The organism is Helicobacter sp. 13S00401-1 (genome assembly GCF_002272925.1).
In the GTDB taxonomy this organism is placed as follows: Bacteria; Campylobacterota; Campylobacteria; order Campylobacterales; family Helicobacteraceae; genus Helicobacter_I.
The window spans coordinates 1-24,132 of record NZ_MLAR01000002.1 but is presented as its reverse complement, the minus strand read 5'-3'; the positions used below and the strand labels follow the sequence as shown (position 1 = coordinate 24,132).

Genomic DNA, 24,132 nt, shown 5'->3' with positions numbered 1-24,132 from the left:
TCTAAGTTGGAGTAAGTGTGTAAATGGCAATCTTGGTAGTGTTTATAGGTGGGGGAGTTGGTAGTGTTTTAAGATTCCTAGTAGGTAAGGGTGTGTCAAAATTTGCTAGCTCTTTTATAAGCGCTTTTTGTGTGTCGCCAGTTTTATCCTCAGTCCTTGCTACATTTATAGTTAACGCCCTTGGTAGTTTTGTGCTAGGCTTTTTAAGCGTGCTTTTTTTATATAAGTTTAGTATGGCTGAGAACTTAAGGCTACTTTTGATGGTAGGACTTTGTGGAGGCTTTACTACTTTTAGTACTTTTTCACTAGATGTTATAAATCTTTTTAAGTTTAATCTTAGCTATGCTTTTATTTATATCTTTATAACGCTTTTTGTATCTATCTTTTTAGCTTTTCTTGGAATCTTACTAGCTCAAAACATAGCTCTATCACTCAAGCTATAAGGCACTTTAAAAGTGCTTTGTCTTTTAGCTTAGTTTGTATTTAGTTTCGTCTTCTTTTAACTTTGGTCTTTCTTTAGCACTAGTAGCTGGAGGGTTTTTATATATATCCCAGTTTGTCATTATCACATCTGCTTTTCTTAAAAGTAGATTATAAAAAACTATGCTCGGTATAGCTACTATTAGTCCAAGGGCTGTGGCTTTAAGGGCTAAAGCAAGTCCAGTCATGATGCTAGTTGTGTCTATGTTTGAGTTACTTCCTATATTTATGAAAGTTATCATTATCCCAACTACAGTTCCTAGTAGTCCAACATAAGGAGCATTAGATCCTATAGTTGCAACTAGGGTTAGGCGTCTATGCAAGTCTAGTTCTAACTCTCTTTTATCATCGTAGTCATCTAGTCTTATGATGGAGTAAAACCAAACTCTTTCTATGGCTATAGCTATAACGACTATGCTTAAAAAGCCTAAAAATCCGAGTATGGAGTAGTCTATGATGTGAGCATAAACTATGATATTTTGCATTAGTTATACTCCTTTAGTTGTTTTTTGTTTTGGCGTTAAAATTTTTTGGCAACGTATATTCTACTCATTATTTATATGTTCTTAATCATTTATACTCTTTCATAGCCTGCGCTGCTTCTTTATCTAGAGTTTTTTTCTTTAAAGTCTCTCTTTTGTCATACTCTTTTTTACCACGGGCTAGTCCAAAAAGCATCTTAGCCTTTCCTCTTTTGCTAAAGTGGATCTGTAAAGGAACTAAGGCAAGACCTTTAGTGCTTACTTGCCCAAAAAGCTTATCTATCTCTCTTTTATGTAAAAGTAGCTTTCTAGCGCGTTTTTCATCTGGCATAAAATAGCGATTAGTAGTAGCAGAGTAGGTTATATGCATGTTAAAAACCCAAGCTTCGCCATTTATGATTCTAATAAAACTATCTTTTAAGTTGCATCTTCCAGCTCTTATGCCCTTAACTTCAGAGCCAACTAAAACTAGGCCTGCTTCAAAAGTACTTAGTATAAAGTACTCAAAATTAGCTTTTTTGTTTTTGATAACTTTAGTGTTGCTTGTTTGCATGCTAACTTATCCCTTCTAAAGTAAAAAAGCTACCACCACTTCCGCTAAAGTAGATGTCTTTATACTCTTTTATAAGATTTGCTTTTATCTCTTTTAGTTGTGGGTAGAGTTTGAAGGCTGGTATTTGTAAGTCATTAGGAATGCTAAAGTGTTTTAGTAAAAAAGGAGAGGTATTAGTTGCAACATCTAAACTTATAGTCTTAGTTTCTTTTTGCATCTTGCCAAACTCTTTATAAACACTAGCTGTATTACAAGATATATCATTAGTAAAGATTCTAACTTTAAAGTTAGGCTCATAAAAAGGCTTTATCACTTCTCCAAAGTTAGAAGCATCAGCACTTAAAAAAAGTTCTTCTTTGTCTTCAAGACTGCTTAGAGGAAACTTGCCATTTTGAGTATAAACACAGATAAAAAAACATATATCCATACCTAAAGTCTTAGCGTGGGCTAGTAGGGTTTCATACTCTAGGTTTAAACCTTCAATGTGGTTTAGTGCTAGTAGTGTTAAAGCAGCATTAACACTGCCTCCACCAAGCCCTGCTCCAAAAGGGATGTTTTTTATAACACCTATCTTATAAGGTGAGATATCATAAGTATCTTTTAAAAGTTTATAGGCTTTAAAGATTAGATTAGATTCTATTTCAAAGTTAAAGCCACTAAGGCTAAAGTCAGTGCTTTTTTCAAAGCTTAAAGTATCAAAAAGACTTCCGACTACAAGGCGCATCCTAGAATCTATCTTGTGTAATCTAGCCTCTTTATCAAAGTCTAAGACTTTAAGGGTTATATTAACCTTAGGGTAGGCTTTAAGCCTTAAGCTTTTCATTAGCTTTTGTGCCCCTTGCTAATTTGTGCTCCTAGTTCATTTAAGCTTTCATCAAGTTGCACTGAGGCGTTAGAACTTGCTTTTTTGTTTTCACTGCTTATAGCTTCTTTTAGTTCAGCTCTTAGGATTAAGGTCTCTACTGGGGCATCAAAGCCTAGTTTTACGCTACCTCTATCTATGCTTATGACTTTTAGTACTATGTCATCGCCTATGACTATACTTTCTTCTTGCTTTCTAGATAAAATTAGCATTTGCTTATCCTGTTTAATATATATCTAATCTCTTTGTTTTCCATTACTTCTATAACGCCAAAGTGTGATCTAAAGTCTACTAGATAGATTCCAGTGGGTGTGCTTTCTAGTTTAAACTTTGCGCCATTTAAGGCAAGCTCTTCGTGACTAAAAAGTTTAATTGTAACATATGGCAGTGTCTTTTCTAAGTCTAGGGGCAAGAGTTTTGTGCTAGGCTTACTTGCAGTGTTATTAGAGTTATATAGGTTTAGATACAAAGGCTTAGTTGTTCTAAGTAGGCTTTGATAGCTTAGGTTTCCTTCACTTAAACGCTCTAAACTACAAAGTGCTCCTTTAACACCTAGCTTATTACAGATTATCTCACTTAGACTTCTTATATAGCCTCCTTTACTAACGCTTACTTCAAAGCTTAAAAAAGGATGTGTGTAGTTTAGTAGCTTGAGATTAGAAACTTGCATAGTTGTATCACTTAGCCTAACTTCTTTACCTTCCCTACTTAGTGCATAAGCCCTTTTTCCATCAACTAGTTTAGCACTAAAGCTTGGTGGGGTGTAGGTTAGATTCCCATTTAGCGCTTCTAATGTGTTTATAATGCATGCTTTTTCTAAATGCTTTTCTTCATTAAGACTAAGAATGTTTTCAGTATCTAAACTCTTACTACTTAGCCCTAAAAAGATAGTAGCCTTGTAAGTTTTAAAAGGCATATTTACATGAGATAAAAATCTAGTATAAGAGTTAAAAGCAAGTAAGAGCTGTCCTTTAGCAAAGGGATCTAGTGTACCACTAAAGCCGACTTTATCTATATTAAATCCTTGTTGGTTTAGTGCTTTTTTAACAAGCTTAGCAAAGTAAAAGCTTGAGATATTAGGAGGTTTATAAGCAAGGGCTAGCATCTTTAAGCCTTTAGCTAGTTTAGTATAGTTTTTAGTTTAGCTTTTCCTAGCTCTACTGCTGGTTGATTGTAAGTGTTTATATCAAATATGCAGCCAACTGCTGAGGTTAGTAACTCATAGTACATGATAAGAGATCCTGCACTTTCTTCATTTAAGTGGTCTAACTCTATGGAATCTAAAGGTATACTAGCCTCTTTTATAGTTTGCATAGTTGCAACTTGCTGGGCACTTAAAAGCTTCGCAAAAGAGATTCCATTAACAAAGTTAGTGCTTTCTAACTCTTTGAAGTCTATATTTGGGATAGAGGGCTCATTATAACTATCTTTGTGTATGCCTAAAAAAGTTACAGTTTTATCTTTAGAGCCTTGTAAGATTAGCTGTAAGAATGAGTGCTGATCTATACTACCTATGAGGCCAATGGGTGTAAGACCTACATTTTTACCTTCTGCATTAATCTTACCTAGGCTTTCACCCCAAAGCTGGGCGTACCATAAGTTAAAGTCACTAAAAGAGCTTGAGTAAGAAAACAAGATATTGATTCTATAAGTATCAGGATGCTTGGCCATGAAGAGAGCTTTTTGTAAGATATGTTCTTCATGCCTGTTAAAAAAGCTAGTTGCTATAAACCTAGCACCTCTTAATATGGCATTAACATCATAACCAAGGAGTAATAAAGGCAAGATTCCCACACTACTTAAAACACAAAACCTCCCACCTATGTTTGGGTTGATGCATACATGTTCTACTTCATAGTTTTCTGCCCACTCATGAAGCTTGGAGTTTTTATCAGTTATGATTAAAAGTCTTTGTTTAAGATTTTGATCAAGAAGTGAAAAAGTATGAAGTGCGTACTTCATAAGTGAAGTTGTCTCTATGGTAGTCCCAGACTTTGATATAACTATAAAAAGCGTGCTTTGAAGTTTTATCTTTTTTATAGACTTTTTAATCTTAACTGGATCGGTGTGTTCTAAAAATTTTAAAGATATATCTTTTCTATTAGGTAGGTGATAGAGCATATTATCTAGTGCTTTTATACCAAGAGAGCTTCCACCTATACCGATTATAACAATGTGAGAGAGGTTATCAAGCACGCTAGCATTCCTCTTTATATAACTAGCAGCATCATCAAGAGCTTTAGTTTCAAAAGGAAGGTTGTAGTACCCGCTTATATCGCTATCTCTTTCCTCTACTATCTTATTAAAAACGTAGTCTAAGTCTTTTTTCTCATAAGTTTCTGGGAAGAACTGCTTAAACTTTATCATCTCACATCTTTATAAGACTAGATTTTATTACTGCTACCTAAAAGTTCCATCCTCTCAACTATGACTTTAACCATAGCTTCTTGAGCAGGTGCGAAGAACTTTCTTAAGTCAAACTGCGATCTATCATTGTTAGCAACTTTTCTAACTTCAGCCATAAAAGCTATGCGTAAGTCTGTATCAGTGTTGACTTTGTTTATACCACCGCGAACTGCTTCTTGTAAAAAAGAAAATGGTACACCTTTACTATTACCTAACTCGCCGCCACTTTCTATGAAACTTTCTCTTACATAATCTGGGATAGCACTAGCACCATGTAAAACTAGCGGAATCTTAGTTAGTGCTTTAACTTCTTTTAGCCTTTCAAAGTCAAGCTTTGGCTCTCCTTTAAACTTAAATGCACCATGGCTTGTGCCAATTGCTGGGGCTAAAAAGTCTACTTTGCTTTTTTCTACAAAGACTTTTGCTTCTTGTGGATTTACTAAGACAGCATCTTTTTCATCCACTGATATATTATCTTCTATACCCATCAAGCGTCCAAGTTCAGCTTCTACGCTTACGCCTCTAGCATGCGCCATCTCTACTACTTGTGAAGTCATCTCGAGGTTTTTATCAAAGTCATAGTGAGATGCATCTATCATAACAGAGCTAAAACCAGCCTCTATAGCATCTTTGCAAGACTGAAAGCTAGTGCCATGATCAAGGTGTAAACTAACTGGGATATGAGGATATCTTTGAGATAAGGTTTGAACCATACTCACTGCGATATCTGCACCCATATACTTTATAGCCCCTTCACTTGCTTGCACAAAGATAGGAGACTTAGCGATGTTTGCAGCAGTAAAGATGGCGTTTAACATCTCAAAGTTCACAAAGTTAAAAGCACCTACACCATAGTTTTCTTTATTGGCCTTATCTAAGATCTCATGTCCAAATACCAACATTTAAAAGTCCTTTTTAATATGTAATTTTTGCACTATCGCGGAATTTCTTAACTTTGCTTTGTATAAGCTGTTGCACTTTTGCTTCTCTTAAGTTATGCATAATCTCATTTTTAGCTTCATCAAAGCTTATAAGCTCAGGCTTTTTAATAGAATCTAGATAGATTACATGGTAGCCAAACTGAGTTTGTACTGGAGTTTTTGTATAAGTCTTAGGCTTCATATTTTTCACTGCTTCTGCAAAGGCTGGAACCATGCTATTAAGGTTAAACTCACCTAAAGATCCACCATTTTGATACTGTTTTGAGCTTGGGTCTATAGAAAGTTGATTAGCTAGTTCTTTAAACTTATCTTCTACTTTAGTTTTAGGTTGTTTGTTTAGCTGGTCTATTATGCTTTTTGCTTCAGCTTCAGTTGAAACTAAAATGTGTCTTGCTACAGCTTTTTGTTCTTCAAACTTAGATTTATTATCGTTATAAAACTTTCTAGCTTCAGCTTCAGTTACTTGTGGCACGCCTTTTGCGATATTAGCTATCCAAAGTTGCACTAGTAGTTGGCTTACAGCTTGTTTGTACTCTGGAGTTTCATCAAGTTTTTCTTTCTTGGCTTCATTTGATATTAAAACTGTGTCTATTAGTTGATCTAGTATTTTGCCTTGTTCTTGAGGGGATAAAGCGTCATAGTTAAACCTTGGATTTTGCTTTTTAATCATCTCGAAAATCTTATCATCTATAACAGTTCCATTAACTGTGGCAAGAGTTTTCGCAGTTGCAAAATTTAAGGCTAAAGTTCCGCTAATGGCTAATGCTAGAGTGCATTTCAACATTTTGTTTTTCATATAGTTTACTCCAAGGTATTTTTAGAATTTAGATTCTAAATGATACAATACTTTAATGATGCAAAAATATTTTTTTGTTTCCTTTGAGCATGCTTGGATGTGAAACTTGCAAATTTTCATAATAAATCTTAAGGAAGACCATGAAACTTTTTTTACTAAAACAGTTGCTTGGGGCTGGGTTTATAGGCAGAGCATTTAAAGACTTTTTTTCAAAAAAGATGTTATTTTTAAACTTCATCTCTTTTGTGATTTTAATTGTAGTTTATATCCTTAGCTTTATCTTTTTGTATGAAAACTTTGATCATTTAGTCAATCTCTTTCCACAGTTTATAGTAACTTATATGCACAATAGCGGTAGTTTTAACATCCTAACACTACTTTTAAAGCTAATAGTTTGGATAGAGATTATATTAATAAGTGCTTTTGTACTAGTGGTAGTAAATATCATCATGTCTATGTTTTATACTCCTATAGTCATAAGCCATATACATAAAACTTACTATAGTCACATTAAAATCTCCCCTGCTTCTTTTAAAGATAGCACTATCACATCTATAAAAGTGCTTATTAATACTGTTGTAAAACTATGTATTCTTGGTGCTATATTTGGCTTGCTTCATTTTATAGGACTAGGGTTTATTAGTGCTTTAGCTTTGCTTTATCTCTTCTTTAGATTCCAAGCTATTAATCTAAACTATGAAGTGGCTTTAAGCTTGATGGATTCAACTAAATGCAAGCAGTTTTTAAGATTTAATGCTTTAGCACTGTTTTTCTTAAACATACCACTTTACCTACTTAGTCTTGTGCCTATAGTTAACTCACTAAGTGTTGCGTTTAAAAGCCTTTTAATAGGCCACTACATGTTTTCAGTACTAGATATGAGTACTACTAACAATAGAAGTGATGAAGATGTGATAGATGTTGAGATACTTTCTTAAAGATAAAAATCGTTTTTGATGGGCAGCTATCTATATACAAATAAAGTTTTAATAATTATAGTTTTTTAATGCCTGTGGCATTCTTGTTTTGTTTTGTGGTGCAAAAATAGCGTTAAAAAGATGCTAGACAGTGCAGACTTAGCTATTTTTCAAGGAAACTTCGTTTTCAAGGAAGCTTGTGCTTTCAAGGAAACTTCGTTTTGGTTATAAAAAATCTACAAATAATAAATAATGTAAAAAAGAAAGTATTGAAATAAAGATTTAGTTAATAGCGCAAAGAGATTAGAGTTGCCTATTAAAAACGATTAGTTTAAAGATTCTAGTAAAGATAACTTGCTAATACCATATAAAAAAGATAGATACAAAGAAGTAAGTAGTAAAGAAGTAGATAAAAGATAAAGAGTAAGGCTTTTAAGAAGTTAAGATGGGGCCTAGCCTAGGCTAGGTTTTTAAAGGCTATTTAGTTACTTCATTAACTAGGTTAGTTAAGAAAGTGCTTATATTGTCTACTACTTTTTGGTTTTTAAGATTGTAGATTTTTTGTAGTTTTTTCATGTCATTAACTGCTACAAAAACTTGCCCTTTAGAATCTTGCCATATAGACATTCTTAAAGGTAGCTCAAAAGCTATCTCTTGGTTATCTTGCATTAAGAAAGTACCAACTTTTGGATTGCCAAATATCACAACGCGAGTTGGATTTAGCTCTAACTTAACATCAACTGCATTTTGTTTGTGATCTATATCTGCAAATATAGGTATGTCTTTAGCTTTTAAAAAGTTTACTAGGGCGTTATAAGTGTCTTCAAAGCTTTTGTTGCTTTTTTTTACTAGTAGGTCATACTTTGGAGTGAAGTCATTGGCCATAGCCATGCCTTGCCATATGAAGAGTCCGATGATGAGGGCTTTTAACATTCTCATTGATTAATCCTTGTTTTTAGATGTGTGGTCTACCTCTTTATGTGATGAAAGGTAACGTTTGATGATAATAGCAAAACATCAATAATAATTAATATTATTAGTCTCTATTATCTTATTTTTAGTGAGTAAATGAAACTATATGGAATCTTATCTTACAAAAAAGCCTTTGGTGAGGCTGTAAGTCTTAAGTTAAAAAAAAGACTTACAACTAGTTTTTTACACCCTTAGTATAGGATGCAAAAACTATCTCTAGGCTACATGTGAGATATCATAACATCAGCAAACTCAGAGCACTTAACCTCTTTTGCACCTTGCATCAACCTTGCAAAGTCATAAGTTACATTTTTAGATTCTATAGCTTTTTTCATAGAGCTTACTATAAGTGCAGCGGCTTCATTCCAACCCATATGTTTTAGCATCATCTCAGCACTTAAGATTATAGAGCCTGGGTTTACTTTATCAAGGCCTGCGTATTTTGGAGCTGTACCATGAGTTGCTTCAAACATACCTACAGTGTCATTTAGATTAGCTCCTGGGGCTATACCTATGCCTCCTACCATGGCAGCTAAGGCGTCACTTATATAGTCTCCATTTAGATTCATAGTAGCTATAACATCATATTCTTCCGGGCGAAGTAATATTTGTTGCAAGAAGGCATCGGCTATAACATCTTTTACTATTATCTCATTACCAGTTTTTGGGTTTTTAAACTTGCACCATGGGCCTTTGTCTATCTCAACTGCACCAAACTCTTTTTTAGCTAAAGCATAACCCCACTTCATAAAAGCACCTTCAGTGTACTTCATGATATTACCTTTGTGTACTATGGTAACAGACTTACTGTCGTTGTCAATTGCGTACTCTAAAGCTTTTCTCATTAATCTATCAGTACCTTCTTTGCTTATAGGTTTTATACCTATACCACTAGTGTTTGGGAATCTTATCTTGGTTACACCTAGGTCTTTTTCTAAGAAATTTATAAGCTTTTTAACTTCTGGAGTTCCTTCAGCAAACTCTATACCTGCATAGATGTCTTCGCTGTTTTCACGGAAGATTACCATATCGACTTTACCTGGTTCTTTTACGGGACTTGGACTTCCATACCACTTAACTGGTCTTAGACATACATATAGATCTAAAGTCTGTCTTAAGGCGACATTTAGGCTTCTAAAACCTTCTCCAACTGGGGTAGTTAGAGGTCCTTTTATAGATATTTTATAGTGAGTTAGGGCGTCAAGCGTATCTGGTAAAAGCCACTGCTCCATAGGAGTTAGAGACTTTTCATTTTTGAATTTATTAAAGCACTTTTCTCCAGCATAAACTTCATACCAGCTTATCTTTTTAGTGCCTTTATATGCTTTTTCAACTGCGGCATCTACGACTTTTATCATAGCTGGAGTGATATCTACTCCTATGCCATCGCCTTCTATGAAAGGTATTATAGGGTTGTTTGGAACATTTAATTTACCATTAGAATCAATAGTAATAGCCTCACCACTTGTAGGCTTTTGTAAAAAATTTGGATTATAGGTACCCATAAGTTCTCCTAAAAATAATATTATGTCTTTAATTGTAACTACAAAAGATATAAAGTTGTTTAAAAAGGTTATATTTTCGGATATTTTTATCTTTAGCGTGTAGAATCATATTCAATTCAAATTGAAAGGCGTGATAAATGGGTACTGTAACTCTCACCAATAATGAAACAAAAGAAAGTTTTGATTTTGATTTAATAAAATGCACTAGAGGGCCTGAGGCTATAGACTTTAGTAAGCTTTATGAAAAAGCAAAGATTTTCTCTTACGATCCAGGATATGGGTCTACTGCTGCATGTGAAAGTACTATAAGCTATATAGATGGCGATAAAGGCGAGCTTTACTATAAAGGGATCTTAGTTCAAGATCTAGTTAATAAATACCACTTTACAGATATATGCAAATTTTTAATAAGCGATAATGATTTTTTACCAAAGACTGCTGATGAGTCTAAACTTTTTGATCTTGAGCTAAGGCATAGAAGCTTTTTACATAGACGCCTAAAAGAAATCTTCAATGTATTTCCAGATAAAGCTCACCCAATGGCTGCTCTTTCGGCAATAGTAAGCGTGCTAGCTACAGTTTATCATGAACACGTAAGACTTAATCTTTCAGAATCAGAAGAAGAAGATGCATATCAAGTGATGGCAAGAAGAATCATAGCTAAGATTCCAACTATGGTGGCTTACTGCTATAGAAATGCAGTTGGCGCTCCTTTCATAGATCCAGATATAACTAAGCCTTATGTAGAAAACTTTTTATACATGCTTAGAGGCTATCCTTATGGAAGACTAAAGCAAACTTTACATGGGCAAGAAGACATTAATCCTCTAGAAGTAGAGGCACTAGATAAGATCTTTATCTTGCATGCTGATCATGGACAAAATGCTTCAACTACTACTGTTAGAAACGTAGCGAGCACAGGTGTGCATCCTTATGCTGCTATAAGTGCTGGTATTAATGCACTTTGGGGACCATCTCATGGCGGGGCTAATGAAAGCGTACTTTCCCAACTAAAAATGATAGGTGATGTAAAAAATGTAGATAAGTACATAGAAAGAGCCAAAGATAAAAACGATCCATTTAGACTTATGGGCTTTGGTCATAGAGTGTATAAAAACTACGATCCACGCGCAAAAATCCTAAAAGGGCTAAAAGATTCTTTAGCGAGCAAGGGTATTAAAATGAACACTAAACTTAGTGATATAGCAGATAAGGTAGAAGAAGTAGCCTTACACGATCCTTATTTCATAGAGAAAAAACTATATCCAAACGTAGACTTTTACTCAGGTATCATCCTAAGTGCCTTAAAGATACCAACAGAGCTTTTCACTCCTATCTTTGCTATAGGTAGGATGCCAGGCTGGTGTGCACAACTACTAGAACATATGAAAAACTCAAAAGCTAGGATCACTCGTCCAAGACAAGTCTACCTTGGAAAGTAACTAGATCTTAACTAGTTTAGAGCAAAGCTTTTAAACGCCTAAACTAGTTTTAAAGAAAGTAGGACATCTTAATAAGAAGCATTTTAAGATGCCTATATCAAAACAGACTACTTTCGATACTAAACTTCGCTTTTTGCAATAAGCTTTTTTATAGCGTCTTGAATATACCTTGCAACTATATTATGTACAGTTTTTAGCTTCTTATAATATTTCTTTTGTCTTATATCTATATGTTAGAATCTATAAAAGCACCTAATATCAAATCTTAGATTCTATAAGTTTGTAACCTAACTAGTATGGAAAGAAGTCGTATATGTTTGAAAACTTAGTAGCCTACCTTAGAACCAAAAGCTTAAAAGAGCTAGTTGTGTTATATATAGTTAGTTTAGTTTTTATAGTTGCGCTGTCATCTAAGTTTGACTCTTTTCTTCAAGAAAAGTTTAAATATTTCTTTAATGAAGAGAAAAATATTCACAACATTGATACAAAAAGTGTAGATTTGGAATCAAATCTAAAAACTTTAATGCCCTCCATTTTGCAAGAAATTATTTTATTAAACAACTGTAAAGAATCTTTTTGCAAAGCTAAAAAGATAGATTTATCACCTACTTTAAGCATACAAAGCTATGAGCTAAACTACCAAGGAAGGCTTAAAGACGCCATGGAAGTAGTAAGAAAGTTTGAAAATCTTAGTTTTGTTTATATTAACTCCCTAGTTACAAAAAAAGAGGGTGATATAATAAGAGTTAGTCTTAGATTTATATTGCTATGAGGGCTTTGGTGCTTAGGGCTTGAAGTCACTTAAAGCTTAAACTTCGTGTTATAATCCAGACTTATAAATTACGTATTTACGCATAAAGGCAATAGATGCTCGATTGGATGCAGAGGCATAAGAAATATCTAGTTATTACTGTTTGGGTTAGTGTGATCGCACTAGTTGCTGCAGGTGTTGTAGGATGGGGGGCTAATGCTTTTAGTTTTGGTCATCCTGGTTCTGTTGCTAGGGTAGGGGATATTTACATATCGCAAGAAGAGTATCAAAATGAGTATCAAAACGTGATGAGCACCTTTTCTCAAAATGGTCCTCAGATAGATGATACAGAAGCTAAGTCTTTGGGTCTTGATAAGATAGCACTTGATAGGCTTATAAGCGAAGCACTAATTAGATCTTATGCACAAAAGCTTGGTATAAAAGTAACACCTGAGCAGATTAGAGGCTATTTGCAAAATATCCCAGAGTTTCAGACCAATGGAGTTTTTGATCCACAAAAGTATAAAGACTATGTAGCTAGTACTCATAGAAAGCCTAGTGAGTTAGAATCTCAGATAGCAACAGAGCTTTTAAGACAGACTATGATATCTATTAGTCTTTTTCCGGCTTCTAGTTATGAAGTAGATGCTTTTTTGAGTGCATTTAATATTAAAGATGAGCTAGAGTTAAAGTATCTTGATGCTAGTAGTATGAAAGTTAGTGCGAGTCAAGATGAGATTAAAAAGTACTGGGAAGCACATAAGTCAGCTTATACCACCCCTATAAAATATGATGTAGCCTATATAAATATAGATGCAGATTCTTTGCCTATAAGTGATGAAGAGATAAAACACTTTTATGAAGAAAATAAATTTAAATACTTAGATTCTAATGGAGAGGTTTTGCCTTATGATAAGGCCAAAGATAGAGTTATCTTAGATGCTAAAAAGCAACTAGCTAGTAGCCTAGCAAAGTTTGCAGAAGTTTATTTAAAAACTGCTGATTTATCTAACTTAAAAGCGAATACAAAAGATGATACAAGTGTTATCATAGACGCAAGTAAATCTGAGATAGCCTCTTTAAAAAATGCTAGGGATAATGGAGTAGATATAACAAAGGGTTCTATAAAAGTGCATGTTTTAAGCTTTGATGAAAACACTAAAGTCTTATCACCAGCTATAGTTGCTAGTATAGATAAGTTACATAAGACAAACTCTAAACTTTTAGAGCCACATGCAAATGGAGACTCTTATATAACGCTTAGCATTTTAGATTCTAAAGACAAAGAACCTCTAAGTTTTGAACTAGCACAAGATGCAGCAAAGAAAGATTTACTAGTAAGCAAGAGGGCAAGTTATATAAAAGAAGTGGCAAATAAAGAGTTAAAAAATCTAAATGGTCTTATAGACTTTGGATTAGTTAGTGCAAATGATGCAAGTAAAATTAACATTAATGGCTTGAGTAAGCAAGATATCACTACTGCTTTGAGGGATATTTTCCAATCTCATGATAAAAAAGGCATAGTTTGGCTGGCAAATAATACTAAAGCTTTGATTTATAATATAAAATCTCAACAACTGCCTAGCTACTCAGAGCTTATGCATTTGGTTAGTTCAAGTGGGAGTGAGCAAGTTCAGCAGTTAAAAACTTCTATGATTTTAGATTCTTTGATACGACATGCTGAGCTTCATAGTAAAGTTACTAGATATTAGGAGTAAATTTTGAGTAGAGTTATTTTAGGTATAGACATCGGGTCTACCAAGATTTGTTCTGTAATTGCAGAAGTGAATTCTCAAGGTCCGCATATTATAGGAACTGGTATATCTAGATCGCAGGGGATAAGGCGGGGTGCTGTAGTTAATATAGAACAAGCAAGTAAAGCTATAAAAAATAGCATAGAAGATGCCAAAAGGATGGCTGGAGTTGAGATATCAAAAGCCATCATCTCACTTTCTGGCGCTTATACTAAAAGCTATATAAACTCAGGTGTTATAAATGTTGGAAACTCACAAATTGATCTAAAAACTATAGATAGAGCTATAGATAACGCACTTTATGTGGCTGCTATACCATCTGATTATGAAGTGATACATCTTTTACCTTTTAGGTTTAAGCTAGATGACCAAGACTATATAGAAGATCCACTAGGTATGACTGGAACTAGACTTGAAGTCTTTGTACATATAGTCACAGCTCAAAAAGCAAGCCTAGAAAACTTAAGGCGCTCTGTAAAGCTAGCAGGAGTTGATATAGAAACTATAGTGCTTTCTGCCTATGCTGCAAGTATTGCTGTTTTGGATGAAGATGAGAAAAAACTAGGCGTTGCCTGCATAGATATGGGTGCTAGTACTTGTGAACTTATGGTTTATAATGGCAACTCTATGAGATATAACGACTTTTTGGGAGTTGGATCTAGCTATATAACTAATGATATAGCAACTATTTTAGGTACATCTTTAGTTGCAGCTGATGAGATAAAGATAAAGTATGGCAACTTATTTCCAAGTGAGAGTGAAAAACAAGGTGCACTAGAAGTGCCAAGTATCGCTGATGAGCGAGAGAAAAAAGAAGTAAGACTTGATATAGTTCAAGACATAATAAGCACTAGGGTTGCAGAGACTATAACTATACTTTCTAAGTCTTTAGAAAAGAGTGGTTTGAAGGATAGTTTATGTGGAGTAGTATTAACTGGTGGTATGGTTAATCTTCCTGGTATGAGAGAGTTTGCTTCAGCCCTTTTTAGGAATCTATCAGTTAGAGTTGCAAAGCCAGTTGAGATAGGTGGCCTTTTTGATAACCTTAAAGAGCCAGGAAGCACTGTCGCAGTAGGTCTTATACTCTATGGGGCTGGTAAATTTACCAACTATGAAAAAGATTATCAGAGAAATATCAAAAGCAAGCATACCGATTTAAATATGTTAGAATCTGAGCCAGTACCATCGCTGCCAACTGGTGCGCCTTTTGGGGAGTTTGAGGTAGATTTATCTAATTTGAATCAAAAAGTCGGGGGAGAAGAAAAGATAGAAATTGACATAAGAGAAGAAACACAAGAAACCAGACGAGATGGATGGTTTAAAAGATGGATTACAAACTTATTTTAATAAATAGATTTTATAGGAAGTGGATTGATGGATGATATAGTTTTAGAAGAGGTTGCACCTAATATGAATGCAAATATAACAGTGGTTGGAGTTGGAGGCGGTGGCAATAACATGATAAGTCACCTTAAAAGAACGGGCGTTAATAGCTCTGTAAAGTTACTCATCGCAAACACAGATGTGCAGCATATGTCTAAGTGTAATGTTGAAAACAAGATAGTCCTAGGACAGAAGTTAACTAAAGGTCTTGGTGCTGGTGCTAATCCAGAAGTAGGCAAAGAAGCTGCAGAAGAAAGTTACGACAGTATAAAAGAAGCCTTAAAAGGCTCAGATCTAGTCATCATCTCAGCTGGCATGGGTGGGGGCACTGGAACTGGTGCTGCACCTGTGTTTGCTAAAGCTGCTAAAGAAGTTGGAGCTTTAACAGTGGCTGTAGTGACTAAGCCTTTTAATATAGAAGGTAAGAAAAAGTCTAAACTTGCAGAAGAGGGCCTAAAACGACTTTGTGAGTCTACAGATTCTATAGTGTTAGTGCCTAATGAAAAACTTATGGCCATAGTTAGTAAAAATGTGGGTTATAGAGAAAGTTTAAAGCTAGTAGATGATGTACTAGCAAGGGCGGTTAATGGCATAGTTAATATCATCTTAAAAAATAGTGAAGATGGCATGAATGTTGACTTTGCAGATGTAACTACTGTTATGAGATATAAAGGCTTAGCGCTAATGGGCATAGGTGAGGCTAAAGGCGAAGATGCTGCTGTGCACGCTGTTAAAGACGCTATAGAATCTCCTCTTTTTGATAGCATGTCTATTAAAGGATCTAAGGGTGCTATAGTTAACTTCGAGTTTAATCCAAACTATCCTTTAGTTTCTATCTCTGATGCTATGGCTATAGTAGAAGGGGCAGCAAATGAAGACGCAGATATCATAATGGGAACTATGACTACAGAAGATCTTGATATAGATGAAGTAAGAGTTTCTATCATAGCTACTGGTTTTGATGAGGAAAATAAAGTCCCTGATACTACCTTACAAACTGTAAGTAATGAATCTAGTTCTGATATGGATAGCGTCTTACATAAAATGGTAAGAAAAGTTAGCAGTGGTGAAAACTTCGATGATATGGACTTGTCACTTCCTTCATATCAACGCTATAAAAAAGACTAACTTTCTTAAAAACTAGTTTTAATATCAAGTCACTTCTATAATATAAGCCCTTTTATAACATACTTTAAAGGGCTTATATATCATCTTTTTAGCTCATACTTTTTTATTTACGCATTTTCGTACTTGCTCTTATGCTGATTGCTAGCATCTACTAGTTATATGTTAGTTTTTAAAGCACACTAACTTCACTAGATTTAGATTCCAAAATGTTTTATAAAACATCTCTACTTCATAAATATTAAACTTAAAAATTTGCTATTATGTACTAGCAAAATACTAACTTTTGACTTTTATAAAAGGATATTTCATGAATGAAGATATAGAAAACATCATAAAAGTAAGGCACCAAGGCATAAAGGTTTTAATAACAGGAGCTGCAGGCTTCATAGGCTCTAATATTTTAAACTACCTTTCAAGAAACTATCCTTTTATGCATCTAGTGGCTCTTGATACTTTTGGGGCTAATAAGTTTCATCTAGGCTCTTTTAAAAATATAGAGTTAAGACCTAATATTGAAGTGCTTTGTATGGACTTAAGTAAGAGGGATAATTTAAAGTATCTAGAATCTAATTATAAGTTTGATTATATCTTTCATCTAGGGGCTATTTCAGATACTACTTGTACTGATGTGGAGTTGCTTATGGCTACAAACTATACATCTTTTGCTCTTTTGCTAGAGTTAGCAAGCACACATAGAGCTAAGCTAATCTATGCTAGTAGTGCTGCAGTCTATGGAAAAACTTCTGCTCCTAATACAGTAGGCCAAGGTGAGATTCCAGAAAACATCTATGGCTTTTCAAAGCTAGCTATGGATAATGACATAAGACGTCTAAACTCTAGTAATGTAGTTGGCATAAGGATATTTAACGCTTATGGCAAGGGAGAGTACTTTAAAAGAAACACAGCAAGTATGATCTTACAACTTGGTATGCAAGCTATTAATAAGGGTGAAGTAAAGCTTTTTGAAAGTGGTGATCAAAGAAGAGACTTTGTATATATAGATGACATAGTGCAAGGTTTTTTAAAGGCTATGGCACCTGAAGCCCAAGGAGTTTATAACTTAGCCACTGGAACAAATGCAAGTTTTAATGACATCCTAGATGCTTTAAAATCCTACCTAGGAGACTTTAAAGTCACTTATATACCTAATCCTTACCCTTTCTTCCAAGATGCAACCATGGCTGATAATACTTGCTTTATACCAAACTATAAACCAGCCTTTGATATAAAAGCAGGGATTAGCGCTTATATACCAGATATTAAGACCTATGCTGCTTATCAAAAGTTAGGAATCTAGATGCATAAAAAAAGCATTTTAGTAATAGGCGACTTGATGCTAGATAGCTACATATTTGGTAGTGTAGATAAGATATCTCCTGAAGCCCCAGTGCCAGTTTTACTAGCTAAAGAAAAAAGCTTTAGTCTAGGAGGAGCTTGCAATGTGGCTAATAATCTAGTAGCACTCAAAGTAGATACAAAAATATGTGGCGTTATAGGGGATGATGAAAATGGCAAGAAACTTTTAGATATCTTAGAATCTAAAGGTATAAACACAGATCTAGTTTACAAAGATGAAAGACCAACGACATTAAAGTGTAGGATAGTAGCAAAAACTCATCAAATGTTACGCTTTGATGAAGAAAAGATTCTGCCTTTAAGTAAGGAACTAGAAAGCAAGATACTAAATGCTTTGAAGTTAGAAAAAGTAGACTGTGTTATCCTAAGCGACTATGCTAAAGGTGTGCTAAGTAAGCCTTTTACACAAGAAATCATCTCTTTTTGTAATGCTCATAATATCTTAGTGCTATGTGATCCAAAAGGCAAGGATTTTACTAAGTACAAAGATGCTACGCTTATAACACCTAATATCAAAGAGGCCTCTTTTGCTACGGATATAAATATAAAAGATGATGATAGTCTTAAGCAAGCCCTTACTTATATGAAAGATATCTGTAAGCTTAAATATCCTCTAATTACTCTTAGTGAAGATGGCATAGGATATATGAAAGATTCTATCTTTTATAAGTCTAAGGCTAAGGCACAAGAAGTTTATGATGTAAGTGGAGCAGGGGATACAGCCATAGCTGCACTTGCTTTTAAACTAATAGAAGATAAAGAAGATATAAAACAAGCTTGTGAGTTTGCAAACATAGCTGCAGCCATAGTTGTAGGAAAGCTAGGCTCAGCAGTTGCCACTTTAGAAGAGGTAGAAAATGCCATAAGCCGCTCTATAGTAAGTCATAAGATTCTAGATATAAAGTCTTTAAAAGATAGAATCTTAGATAAAAAAGTGGTCTTTACTAATGGCTGTTTTGATATATTACACATCGGACATGTTAGCTATCTTCAAAAGGCTAAGACCTTGGGAGATGTTTTAGTAGTAGGTGTTAATAGCGACCTTTCAGTTAAAAGGCTTAAAGGTGATACGCGTCCTATTAATAGTGAGTTTGATAGGGCTTATATCCTAGCAAGCCTAGCTTGTGTTGACTTTGTGGTTATCTTTGATGAAGACACACCTTTAAAGATTATAGAATCTTTAAAGCCTGATGTATTAGTAAAGGGTGCTGACTATAAAGGAAAAGAAGTAGTAGGAAGCAAGGTAGCAAAAGAGGTAGTTTTAATAGATTACATAAAAGATAAAAGCACAACTAATATAATTAATAAAATAAAAGGATGATAAATGTCAAATATACTAGAAGATAAAATCCAAAAAGAGTTAGATAAAAACTTAGAGGCTATGCAAAAAGCAGGCCTTTTAAAGTCAAGTCTTGCAAATGTTGCTTCACTGTTAATAGATGTCTTAGTAAGGGGTAATAAGATCTTAATCTGTGGTAATGGAGGCAGTGCAGCAGATAGCCAACACTTTGCCGCTGAGCTTACTGGAAGATATAAAAGAGAAAGAAAAGGCCTTGCGGCTATAGCTTTAAGTACTGATACTTCAGCTTTAACTGCTATAGGTAATGACTATGGATTTAAGTACGTTTTTGCTAGACAGGTTGAAGCTTTAGCAAAAGAGGGTGACTTATTATTTTGCATTTCAACTAGTGGTAACTCAGAAAATATCTTAGAGGCTTTAAAGGTTGCTAAGGCCTTATATTGCCCAACTGTAGGTTTAAGTGGGAAAGATGGTGGCCTTATGAGTGAGCATTGTAATATTAATCTAATAGCTCCAAGTGAAGACACCCCACGTATACAAGAGCTTCACATACTCTACATTCACATGCTTTGTGAACTTATAGAAGAGCATTTTGCAAACTGTGGTTGTGGCAACTAGAAGTTTTTAAATAGCCTTAAAGATTAGATAAGCAAGCTAGTATCTTTATGTTGATAAGGTAAAGATAAAAACTTGCTTTTTGCTAGTCTTTTTTATGTTACTTTTTACTTTGGGGGCGTCTTTTAAAGCCTTTTACTATCTGGATTAGGGAAGTTACTACTATTATAAATATAGCTATATAGATAAATATATTAGAGATTAAAAGCATTGTGCTATTAAGTTTTAAAAAGAGGTTTATACCTAAGATGATAACGCTAATTAGCGCTAGGATAAAGGCTATTAGGACTACTATAAGGCTTATGATCACGCCTTTTTTACTCTCCTTAGTCCTATCTTGATTTATGGCTTTTATCTTTTCTTTCATTTTCTTCCTTAGTAGTTTGGTTAGTAAGTGCGTGTAAATTATAGTTTGAAAAGTGCTGATTTTTAAAACTATTTTAGTAAGTCTTTAACCCCTACTACTTTTATAACAGTTCTTTTATAAACTCTTTTTCCCACGAAGTTCTATTTTCATCTATAAAAAATGGCAAGGCAGTAAGGCTTATTTTTTTATCCTCTTGTATGTGTAAGTTTTCATCAGTGTTAATAAGCATTTTTTGCTGGCTAATCTTTTCTAAAAAGTCTTCTTTCCACTTTTCATAGCCTACTAAGTGGCTTCCTTTTGGCTCTATAAAACACTGCACAAACTTAAAGTTCTTATCTTCATACCTTTTGCCAAAAAAGTAAAAGTCAGGCTCAAAACGCCTAGCATCTTCACTGTAAATAGCCATAAAGTTATTTCTCTCATTTCTTACTAGATACCATTTTTCATATACTTTACTGATATCTTCTTTCTTGCTTTTTATAAACTCTATTAACTCACACTCAAGGGAAGTGCCATTAAAAGTTTTAAATACAAACCATTCTTCATTGCCAACGGAGGTAGTTTCTCCTTTTTTTAGGACTATTTTATTTTTAAGTAGTTTAAGTGGTTTTAATCGCCACTCATTAACCCTATAAGATTCTAAAAGGTTTTGTGAGTTTTGCATAAACTCATTTAGCACGTAGTTAAGTATCTTAAAGATAAAGCTAGCTTGCTGTTTTTTACTAACCTTTATATTAAGCTTAAAGATATATTTTTCTATAAACTCCTCTTTAGAATCTATATCTTTAAAAATACGCCTTAAGTTATCAAAGTTATAAAAATCCCCTAGTTTATTCATAACTTTTATGATTAGTTTTTTATCAAGCCTATCTAATACAAACTCTTTTATCTCGCCCCTTAAGTCCTCTTTTATTTCTTCTTGCATAAGGCTAGCTTCACTTATATCTTTGCTAAAAAGAGGCACATTTATTACCTTTTCTCTATGGCGTTTTATCTCTATGCTATCCATCTCAAAAAGGCCATTAGTATCTTTTAAAACATCTTTATATTTAGTAACTGAGTTAGTGCTAAAGTACCACTCATTATAGGCATTACTTTCTAAAAAGTTTTCTTTTAACTCTAGTTCCATTATCTCTTTATCATCATTTATTAGCCCACTTTTTACTAGCTCACTTTGGAGGTTTTGTATAAATTTATTTTCATTAAAAGTGTGATAGTCTAGGGTTTCTAGAGCCCTTAGCTTATTGTTTATATCATCATCAAACTTACGTTTATATCTATCCATATTTTCATATTTAAAAGGATAAAGCCTTGCACCCCTTCCTATTAACTGGGCCTCACGTGGTGTATCTTTTAGTGATCCACTACCTAGTCTTACTATGTCAAAGAGGTTTAGTACATCCCAACCTTCATTAAGCCTATCTACTGCAAAGATATAGCGTATAAAGTTAGTAGTATCTTCTAGGGAGTTTATAAGAAGTTGGTTTCTTTCTAGCTCTTTTTCTTCATTCATATTCACTCCAAACTGGGGAGCAAACTCTGCTTTTATATCCTCGCATAACTTAGTATTAATCTCTAAAAAGTTAATGGCATCTTTCATAAGCGCACTATAACTAGCCTTATTGCTACTAAAGTTTTGTAAGATATTTACATCTAGATTTTCTATAAGGGAGTTAAAAGCTTGATGATTTTTCTGGCTTTCTTTTATAGCCTTACTTTTTAAAAGTACTACTGGCTTTAGCCTTATGTTATGTTTACTAGCTAGCTTTTGTCTATACATACTAACTAGCAAACTTCCTAGCATCAAGGTTATATCATCGTTATCACTGTACTTTTGTAGCTCTATATTTTTAGAGTAACCTTCAAAGTTAAACTCTTTTAAAGTGTACTCATAGACTATTTTATCTTCGTATTTTTCTAGTACGGCCTTATCTTTTGGCAAAGTTGCAGAAAACTCTAAAAGCTTATTATCTTTGTTTTGCTTTAAGATTTTATTTATAACGCCTTCCCAACTTTCTTTATTTTGTTTCTCACTAACACTTAGCTTAGACTTAGTTTCAGCGTTTAGATGGTGGGCTTCATCTGCTAAAAGTACCACTTTTAGATGTTCAAAGTCTTCAAAGCTTATAGCATTTTCTCTTTCTTTAGTTAGTGTTGTAAAAAGTGCTTGGATAGTTGTAAAAACTATGTTGATATAGCCTTCCTTGCTATCACTAAGTTTATCTATAACGTTTATCTCTACATTTGTAGAATCTATATTTATCTTACTTGCAAAAAGGTACTTACTTGAAAAAGGAGAGTTAAAGTTAGCCTTAGTTTTTTCTACTATAGAGTTAGAGTTTACAAAAAAGATAAAGTTAGAAAAGCCTTTTTTAAAAAGCTCTAAGATTAAAGCTACCATGATTAGCGTTTTACCACTGCCTGTAGCCATGTTAAACATTAGATGATTAGTGCTTGGTTTTTTTTCGTGCATTAGATAATGCTTTAGTGCATTTTTTTGATACTCTCTTAACTCTAATTTAGGATTTAGATTACTAGTTATGTACTCTGGTATTTCTATGTCACTAAACTCTAGCGCACTTTTTAGCTTATCACTTAGTTTCATATATCCACCTATTTAGATTTCTACTAGCTTCATCTACATTAAAGCTAGCATCATCACACTCACTAACTGGCAAATAGTTCATATTAGAATCTAGACATTTTAAAAGCACTTCTTTTTGTTCTTTTAAGCTAAGATCTTTAAAGTCTTTATCACGTATAGCTTTTATAAAGTCTACTTGATAGTTTAAAAATGCCTTTTCTTGTAAGATTTTTATAACTTCTTCTATATCACTAGATTCTAAAATCATCTTTTTATAAATCTCATTAACCTCAAACATCTCCATATAGATAAAAGAGTTATTTTCTAGTTTTTCTTCTTTTGGATTCCAGTTAAGCGCTTTTGAAACTCCCCCTTGCTCACCAGCTACTACTTTTTTAAGTCGCTCTTTTGTGATAGATTTTATATACTCCATCTGTTCTATGCCTATCCAGTGGCGTTTCATCTTATGGGCTACTGCCAAAGTCGTCCCACTGCCAGCGAAAAAGTCCATTACTAAGTCGTTTTCGTTAGTGGATAATTCTAAAATTCGTTTTAATAGCGCCTCTGGTTTTTGACCATCAAACTCTCCCCTTTCTTTAGCCATAGGGTTTATGACTTTTATATCATTCCACAAACAACTGATGGGCTGTCCTTTATATTCATCTAAATAAATTTTTCTATTTATATTTTGTGCTTTATTTTTTGGAAAACATAATTTTCCTTCCTTATCCCATTGTTTCATTACTGCTTCAGAAATAGAATATCCATTATGTGGTGTTTTATATCCTTTATAGTCATAAATTAAATTTTCCCTATAATTTGGGCTTTGCAGTGGAGATTTCATAAATCTTCTACCGTTCTCATCCATGTTATTGAACCGTTCTTTGATGTATTGTTGTGTATTATCATCATCTATAGAATAAATATGATTGATGTTGTACTTATCGCTATTGGAGTACCAAAGTATGTAGTCTATAACTATATTTAGTCTATTTTTTGGATTTGCACTTCCACCTCGTCTTTTCCATACAATACAATTTACAAAATTCTCCCTACCAAATATCTCATCCATTAGCACTTTTAAATATGCTTGCTCGTTATCATCGCATTGCACAAATATCACGCCATCATCTCGTAAAAACTTTCTTGCAACTTCAAGGCGGTTTTTCATAAAAGTTAGCCACGTACTATGGTTAAAGCTGTCATTATAGTTAAAACTATCATTTCCAGTGTTATAAGGTGGGTCTATGTAGATAAGTTTTATTTTAGAGGTAAAAAGTTTAAGTAAGGAGTGCAAGGCTAGGAGGTTGTTGCCTTTTATTAAGAGGTTAGATTCTAAAACTGAAGAATTCCCCGCCCCCCCCCCCCCCCCCCCACCCCTCCTCGATGGGGGGGGCCCTCACGGATCCCTCCCCCACCCCTTCCTCCTTTCATCCCTTCGCATACCCCTCCTTTATTTCCTTTTCTCCTTCTCCTCCATCTCCTAATACTATCTAATAAACTATGATTCTTCTTATTTATTCTTTTTTTCTTCTCGT

The 24,132-nt window shown here is 34.0% G+C and carries 23 protein-coding genes; 10 read left to right on the top strand and 13 right to left on the bottom strand.

From position 1 onward, the window contains the following. Positions 1-23: 23 nt before the first annotated feature. Positions 24-443, top strand: coding sequence for a CrcB family protein (locus BKH43_RS01465; RefSeq protein ID WP_095227793.1), 420 nt, complete (start codon positions 24-26; stop codon positions 441-443). A 24-nt stretch (positions 444-467) separates the two neighbouring features. Here BKH43_RS01465 and exbB read toward each other — a convergent pair whose 3' ends face one another. From exbB to BKH43_RS01425, 8 genes are all read right to left on the bottom strand, one after another. After that, positions 468-965: a TonB-system energizer ExbB gene (gene exbB / locus BKH43_RS01460; RefSeq protein ID WP_095227791.1), complete on the bottom strand. Its 498-nt coding sequence runs from the start codon at positions 963-965 to the stop codon at positions 468-470. An 85-nt stretch (positions 966-1,050) separates the two neighbouring features. Then, positions 1,051-1,515, bottom strand: coding sequence for an SsrA-binding protein SmpB (smpB, locus tag BKH43_RS01455; RefSeq protein WP_095227789.1), 465 nt, complete (start codon positions 1,513-1,515; stop codon positions 1,051-1,053). 1 nt (position 1,516) lies between these two features. Then, complete coding sequence (locus tag BKH43_RS01450) at positions 1,517-2,338, bottom strand: hypothetical protein (RefSeq protein ID WP_095227787.1); 822 nt, start codon at positions 2,336-2,338, stop codon at positions 1,517-1,519. Continuing rightward, entirely contained in the window at positions 2,338-2,589 is a 252-nt protein-coding gene (locus BKH43_RS01445) for a carbon storage regulator (protein WP_095227785.1), read from the bottom strand. Before BKH43_RS01445 ends, BKH43_RS01450 begins: the two co-directional genes overlap by 1 nt. Beyond that, on the bottom strand, positions 2,583-3,482 hold the full coding sequence (gene truB, locus BKH43_RS01440; RefSeq protein ID WP_095227783.1) for a tRNA pseudouridine(55) synthase TruB: 900 nt from the start codon (positions 3,480-3,482) through the stop codon (positions 2,583-2,585). The genes BKH43_RS01445 and truB overlap by 7 nt, the downstream gene beginning before the upstream one ends. Positions 3,483-3,496: 14 nt before the next feature. Further along, complete coding sequence (locus BKH43_RS01435; protein WP_095227781.1) at positions 3,497-4,744, bottom strand: glucose-6-phosphate isomerase; 1,248 nt, start codon at positions 4,742-4,744, stop codon at positions 3,497-3,499. Between the two features lie 17 nt (positions 4,745-4,761). Then, on the bottom strand, positions 4,762-5,685 hold the full coding sequence (locus tag BKH43_RS01430; protein ID WP_095227779.1) for a class II fructose-bisphosphate aldolase: 924 nt from the start codon (positions 5,683-5,685) through the stop codon (positions 4,762-4,764). Between the two features lie 13 nt (positions 5,686-5,698). Next, the gene (locus BKH43_RS01425) at positions 5,699-6,520 is read right to left on the bottom strand and encodes a peptidyl-prolyl cis-trans isomerase (RefSeq protein WP_095227777.1); all 822 of its coding nucleotides are present in this window, start codon (positions 6,518-6,520) and stop codon (positions 5,699-5,701) included. 140 nt (positions 6,521-6,660) lie between these two features. On the opposite strand from BKH43_RS01425, the gene BKH43_RS01420 reads away from it, so the two are divergent. Beyond that, the gene (locus BKH43_RS01420; RefSeq protein WP_095227775.1) at positions 6,661-7,458 is read left to right on the top strand and encodes an EI24 domain-containing protein; all 798 of its coding nucleotides are present in this window, start codon (positions 6,661-6,663) and stop codon (positions 7,456-7,458) included. A 456-nt stretch (positions 7,459-7,914) separates the two neighbouring features. Here BKH43_RS01420 and BKH43_RS01415 read toward each other — a convergent pair whose 3' ends face one another. Both BKH43_RS01415 and icd read right to left on the bottom strand, forming a co-directional pair. After that, positions 7,915-8,376: a DUF302 domain-containing protein gene (locus BKH43_RS01415; RefSeq protein ID WP_095227773.1), complete on the bottom strand. Its 462-nt coding sequence runs from the start codon at positions 8,374-8,376 to the stop codon at positions 7,915-7,917. Between the two features lie 254 nt (positions 8,377-8,630). Next, positions 8,631-9,914: an isocitrate dehydrogenase (NADP(+)) gene (gene icd, locus BKH43_RS01410; protein ID WP_095227771.1), complete on the bottom strand. Its 1,284-nt coding sequence runs from the start codon at positions 9,912-9,914 to the stop codon at positions 8,631-8,633. A gap of 137 nt (positions 9,915-10,051) precedes the next feature. On the opposite strand from icd, the gene BKH43_RS01405 reads away from it, so the two are divergent. From BKH43_RS01405 to gmhA, 8 genes are all read left to right on the top strand, one after another. Next, positions 10,052-11,356 (top strand): citrate synthase, encoded by a 1,305-nt coding sequence (locus BKH43_RS01405; protein ID WP_095227769.1) that lies wholly within the window; start codon positions 10,052-10,054, stop codon positions 11,354-11,356. Between the two features lie 313 nt (positions 11,357-11,669). Next, a complete protein-coding gene (locus BKH43_RS01400) occupies positions 11,670-12,128 on the top strand; it encodes a hypothetical protein (protein ID WP_095227767.1) in 459 nt (152 codons plus the stop codon). A 95-nt stretch (positions 12,129-12,223) separates the two neighbouring features. After that, on the top strand, positions 12,224-13,819 hold the full coding sequence (locus BKH43_RS01395; protein WP_095227764.1) for a peptidylprolyl isomerase: 1,596 nt from the start codon (positions 12,224-12,226) through the stop codon (positions 13,817-13,819). A gap of 9 nt (positions 13,820-13,828) precedes the next feature. Further along, the gene (gene ftsA / locus BKH43_RS01390) at positions 13,829-15,208 is read left to right on the top strand and encodes a cell division protein FtsA (RefSeq protein ID WP_095227762.1); all 1,380 of its coding nucleotides are present in this window, start codon (positions 13,829-13,831) and stop codon (positions 15,206-15,208) included. A 27-nt stretch (positions 15,209-15,235) separates the two neighbouring features. Beyond that, complete coding sequence (gene ftsZ / locus BKH43_RS01385; protein ID WP_095227760.1) at positions 15,236-16,372, top strand: cell division protein FtsZ; 1,137 nt, start codon at positions 15,236-15,238, stop codon at positions 16,370-16,372. A 307-nt stretch (positions 16,373-16,679) separates the two neighbouring features. Further along, positions 16,680-17,669 carry an NAD-dependent epimerase/dehydratase family protein gene (locus BKH43_RS01380; protein ID WP_095227758.1) on the top strand — a complete coding sequence of 330 codons (990 nt, stop codon included), beginning with the start codon at positions 16,680-16,682 and terminating at the stop codon, positions 17,667-17,669. Beyond that, a complete protein-coding gene (rfaE1, locus tag BKH43_RS01375) occupies positions 17,670-19,049 on the top strand; it encodes a D-glycero-beta-D-manno-heptose-7-phosphate kinase (protein ID WP_095227756.1) in 1,380 nt (459 codons plus the stop codon). A gap of 3 nt (positions 19,050-19,052) precedes the next feature. Then, entirely contained in the window at positions 19,053-19,646 is a 594-nt protein-coding gene (gene gmhA / locus BKH43_RS01370; RefSeq protein WP_095227754.1) for a D-sedoheptulose 7-phosphate isomerase, read from the top strand. 97 nt (positions 19,647-19,743) lie between these two features. Here gmhA and BKH43_RS01365 read toward each other — a convergent pair whose 3' ends face one another. From BKH43_RS01365 to BKH43_RS01355, 3 genes are all read right to left on the bottom strand, one after another. After that, the gene (locus BKH43_RS01365; RefSeq protein ID WP_095227752.1) at positions 19,744-20,010 is read right to left on the bottom strand and encodes a hypothetical protein; all 267 of its coding nucleotides are present in this window, start codon (positions 20,008-20,010) and stop codon (positions 19,744-19,746) included. 100 nt (positions 20,011-20,110) lie between these two features. Further along, complete coding sequence (locus BKH43_RS01360; RefSeq protein ID WP_095227750.1) at positions 20,111-22,615, bottom strand: DEAD/DEAH box helicase family protein; 2,505 nt, start codon at positions 22,613-22,615, stop codon at positions 20,111-20,113. Then, positions 22,602-23,891 (bottom strand): site-specific DNA-methyltransferase, encoded by a 1,290-nt coding sequence (locus tag BKH43_RS01355; protein WP_253248017.1) that lies wholly within the window; start codon positions 23,889-23,891, stop codon positions 22,602-22,604. The genes BKH43_RS01360 and BKH43_RS01355 overlap by 14 nt, the downstream gene beginning before the upstream one ends. Between the last annotated feature and the right edge of the window lie 241 nt (positions 23,892-24,132).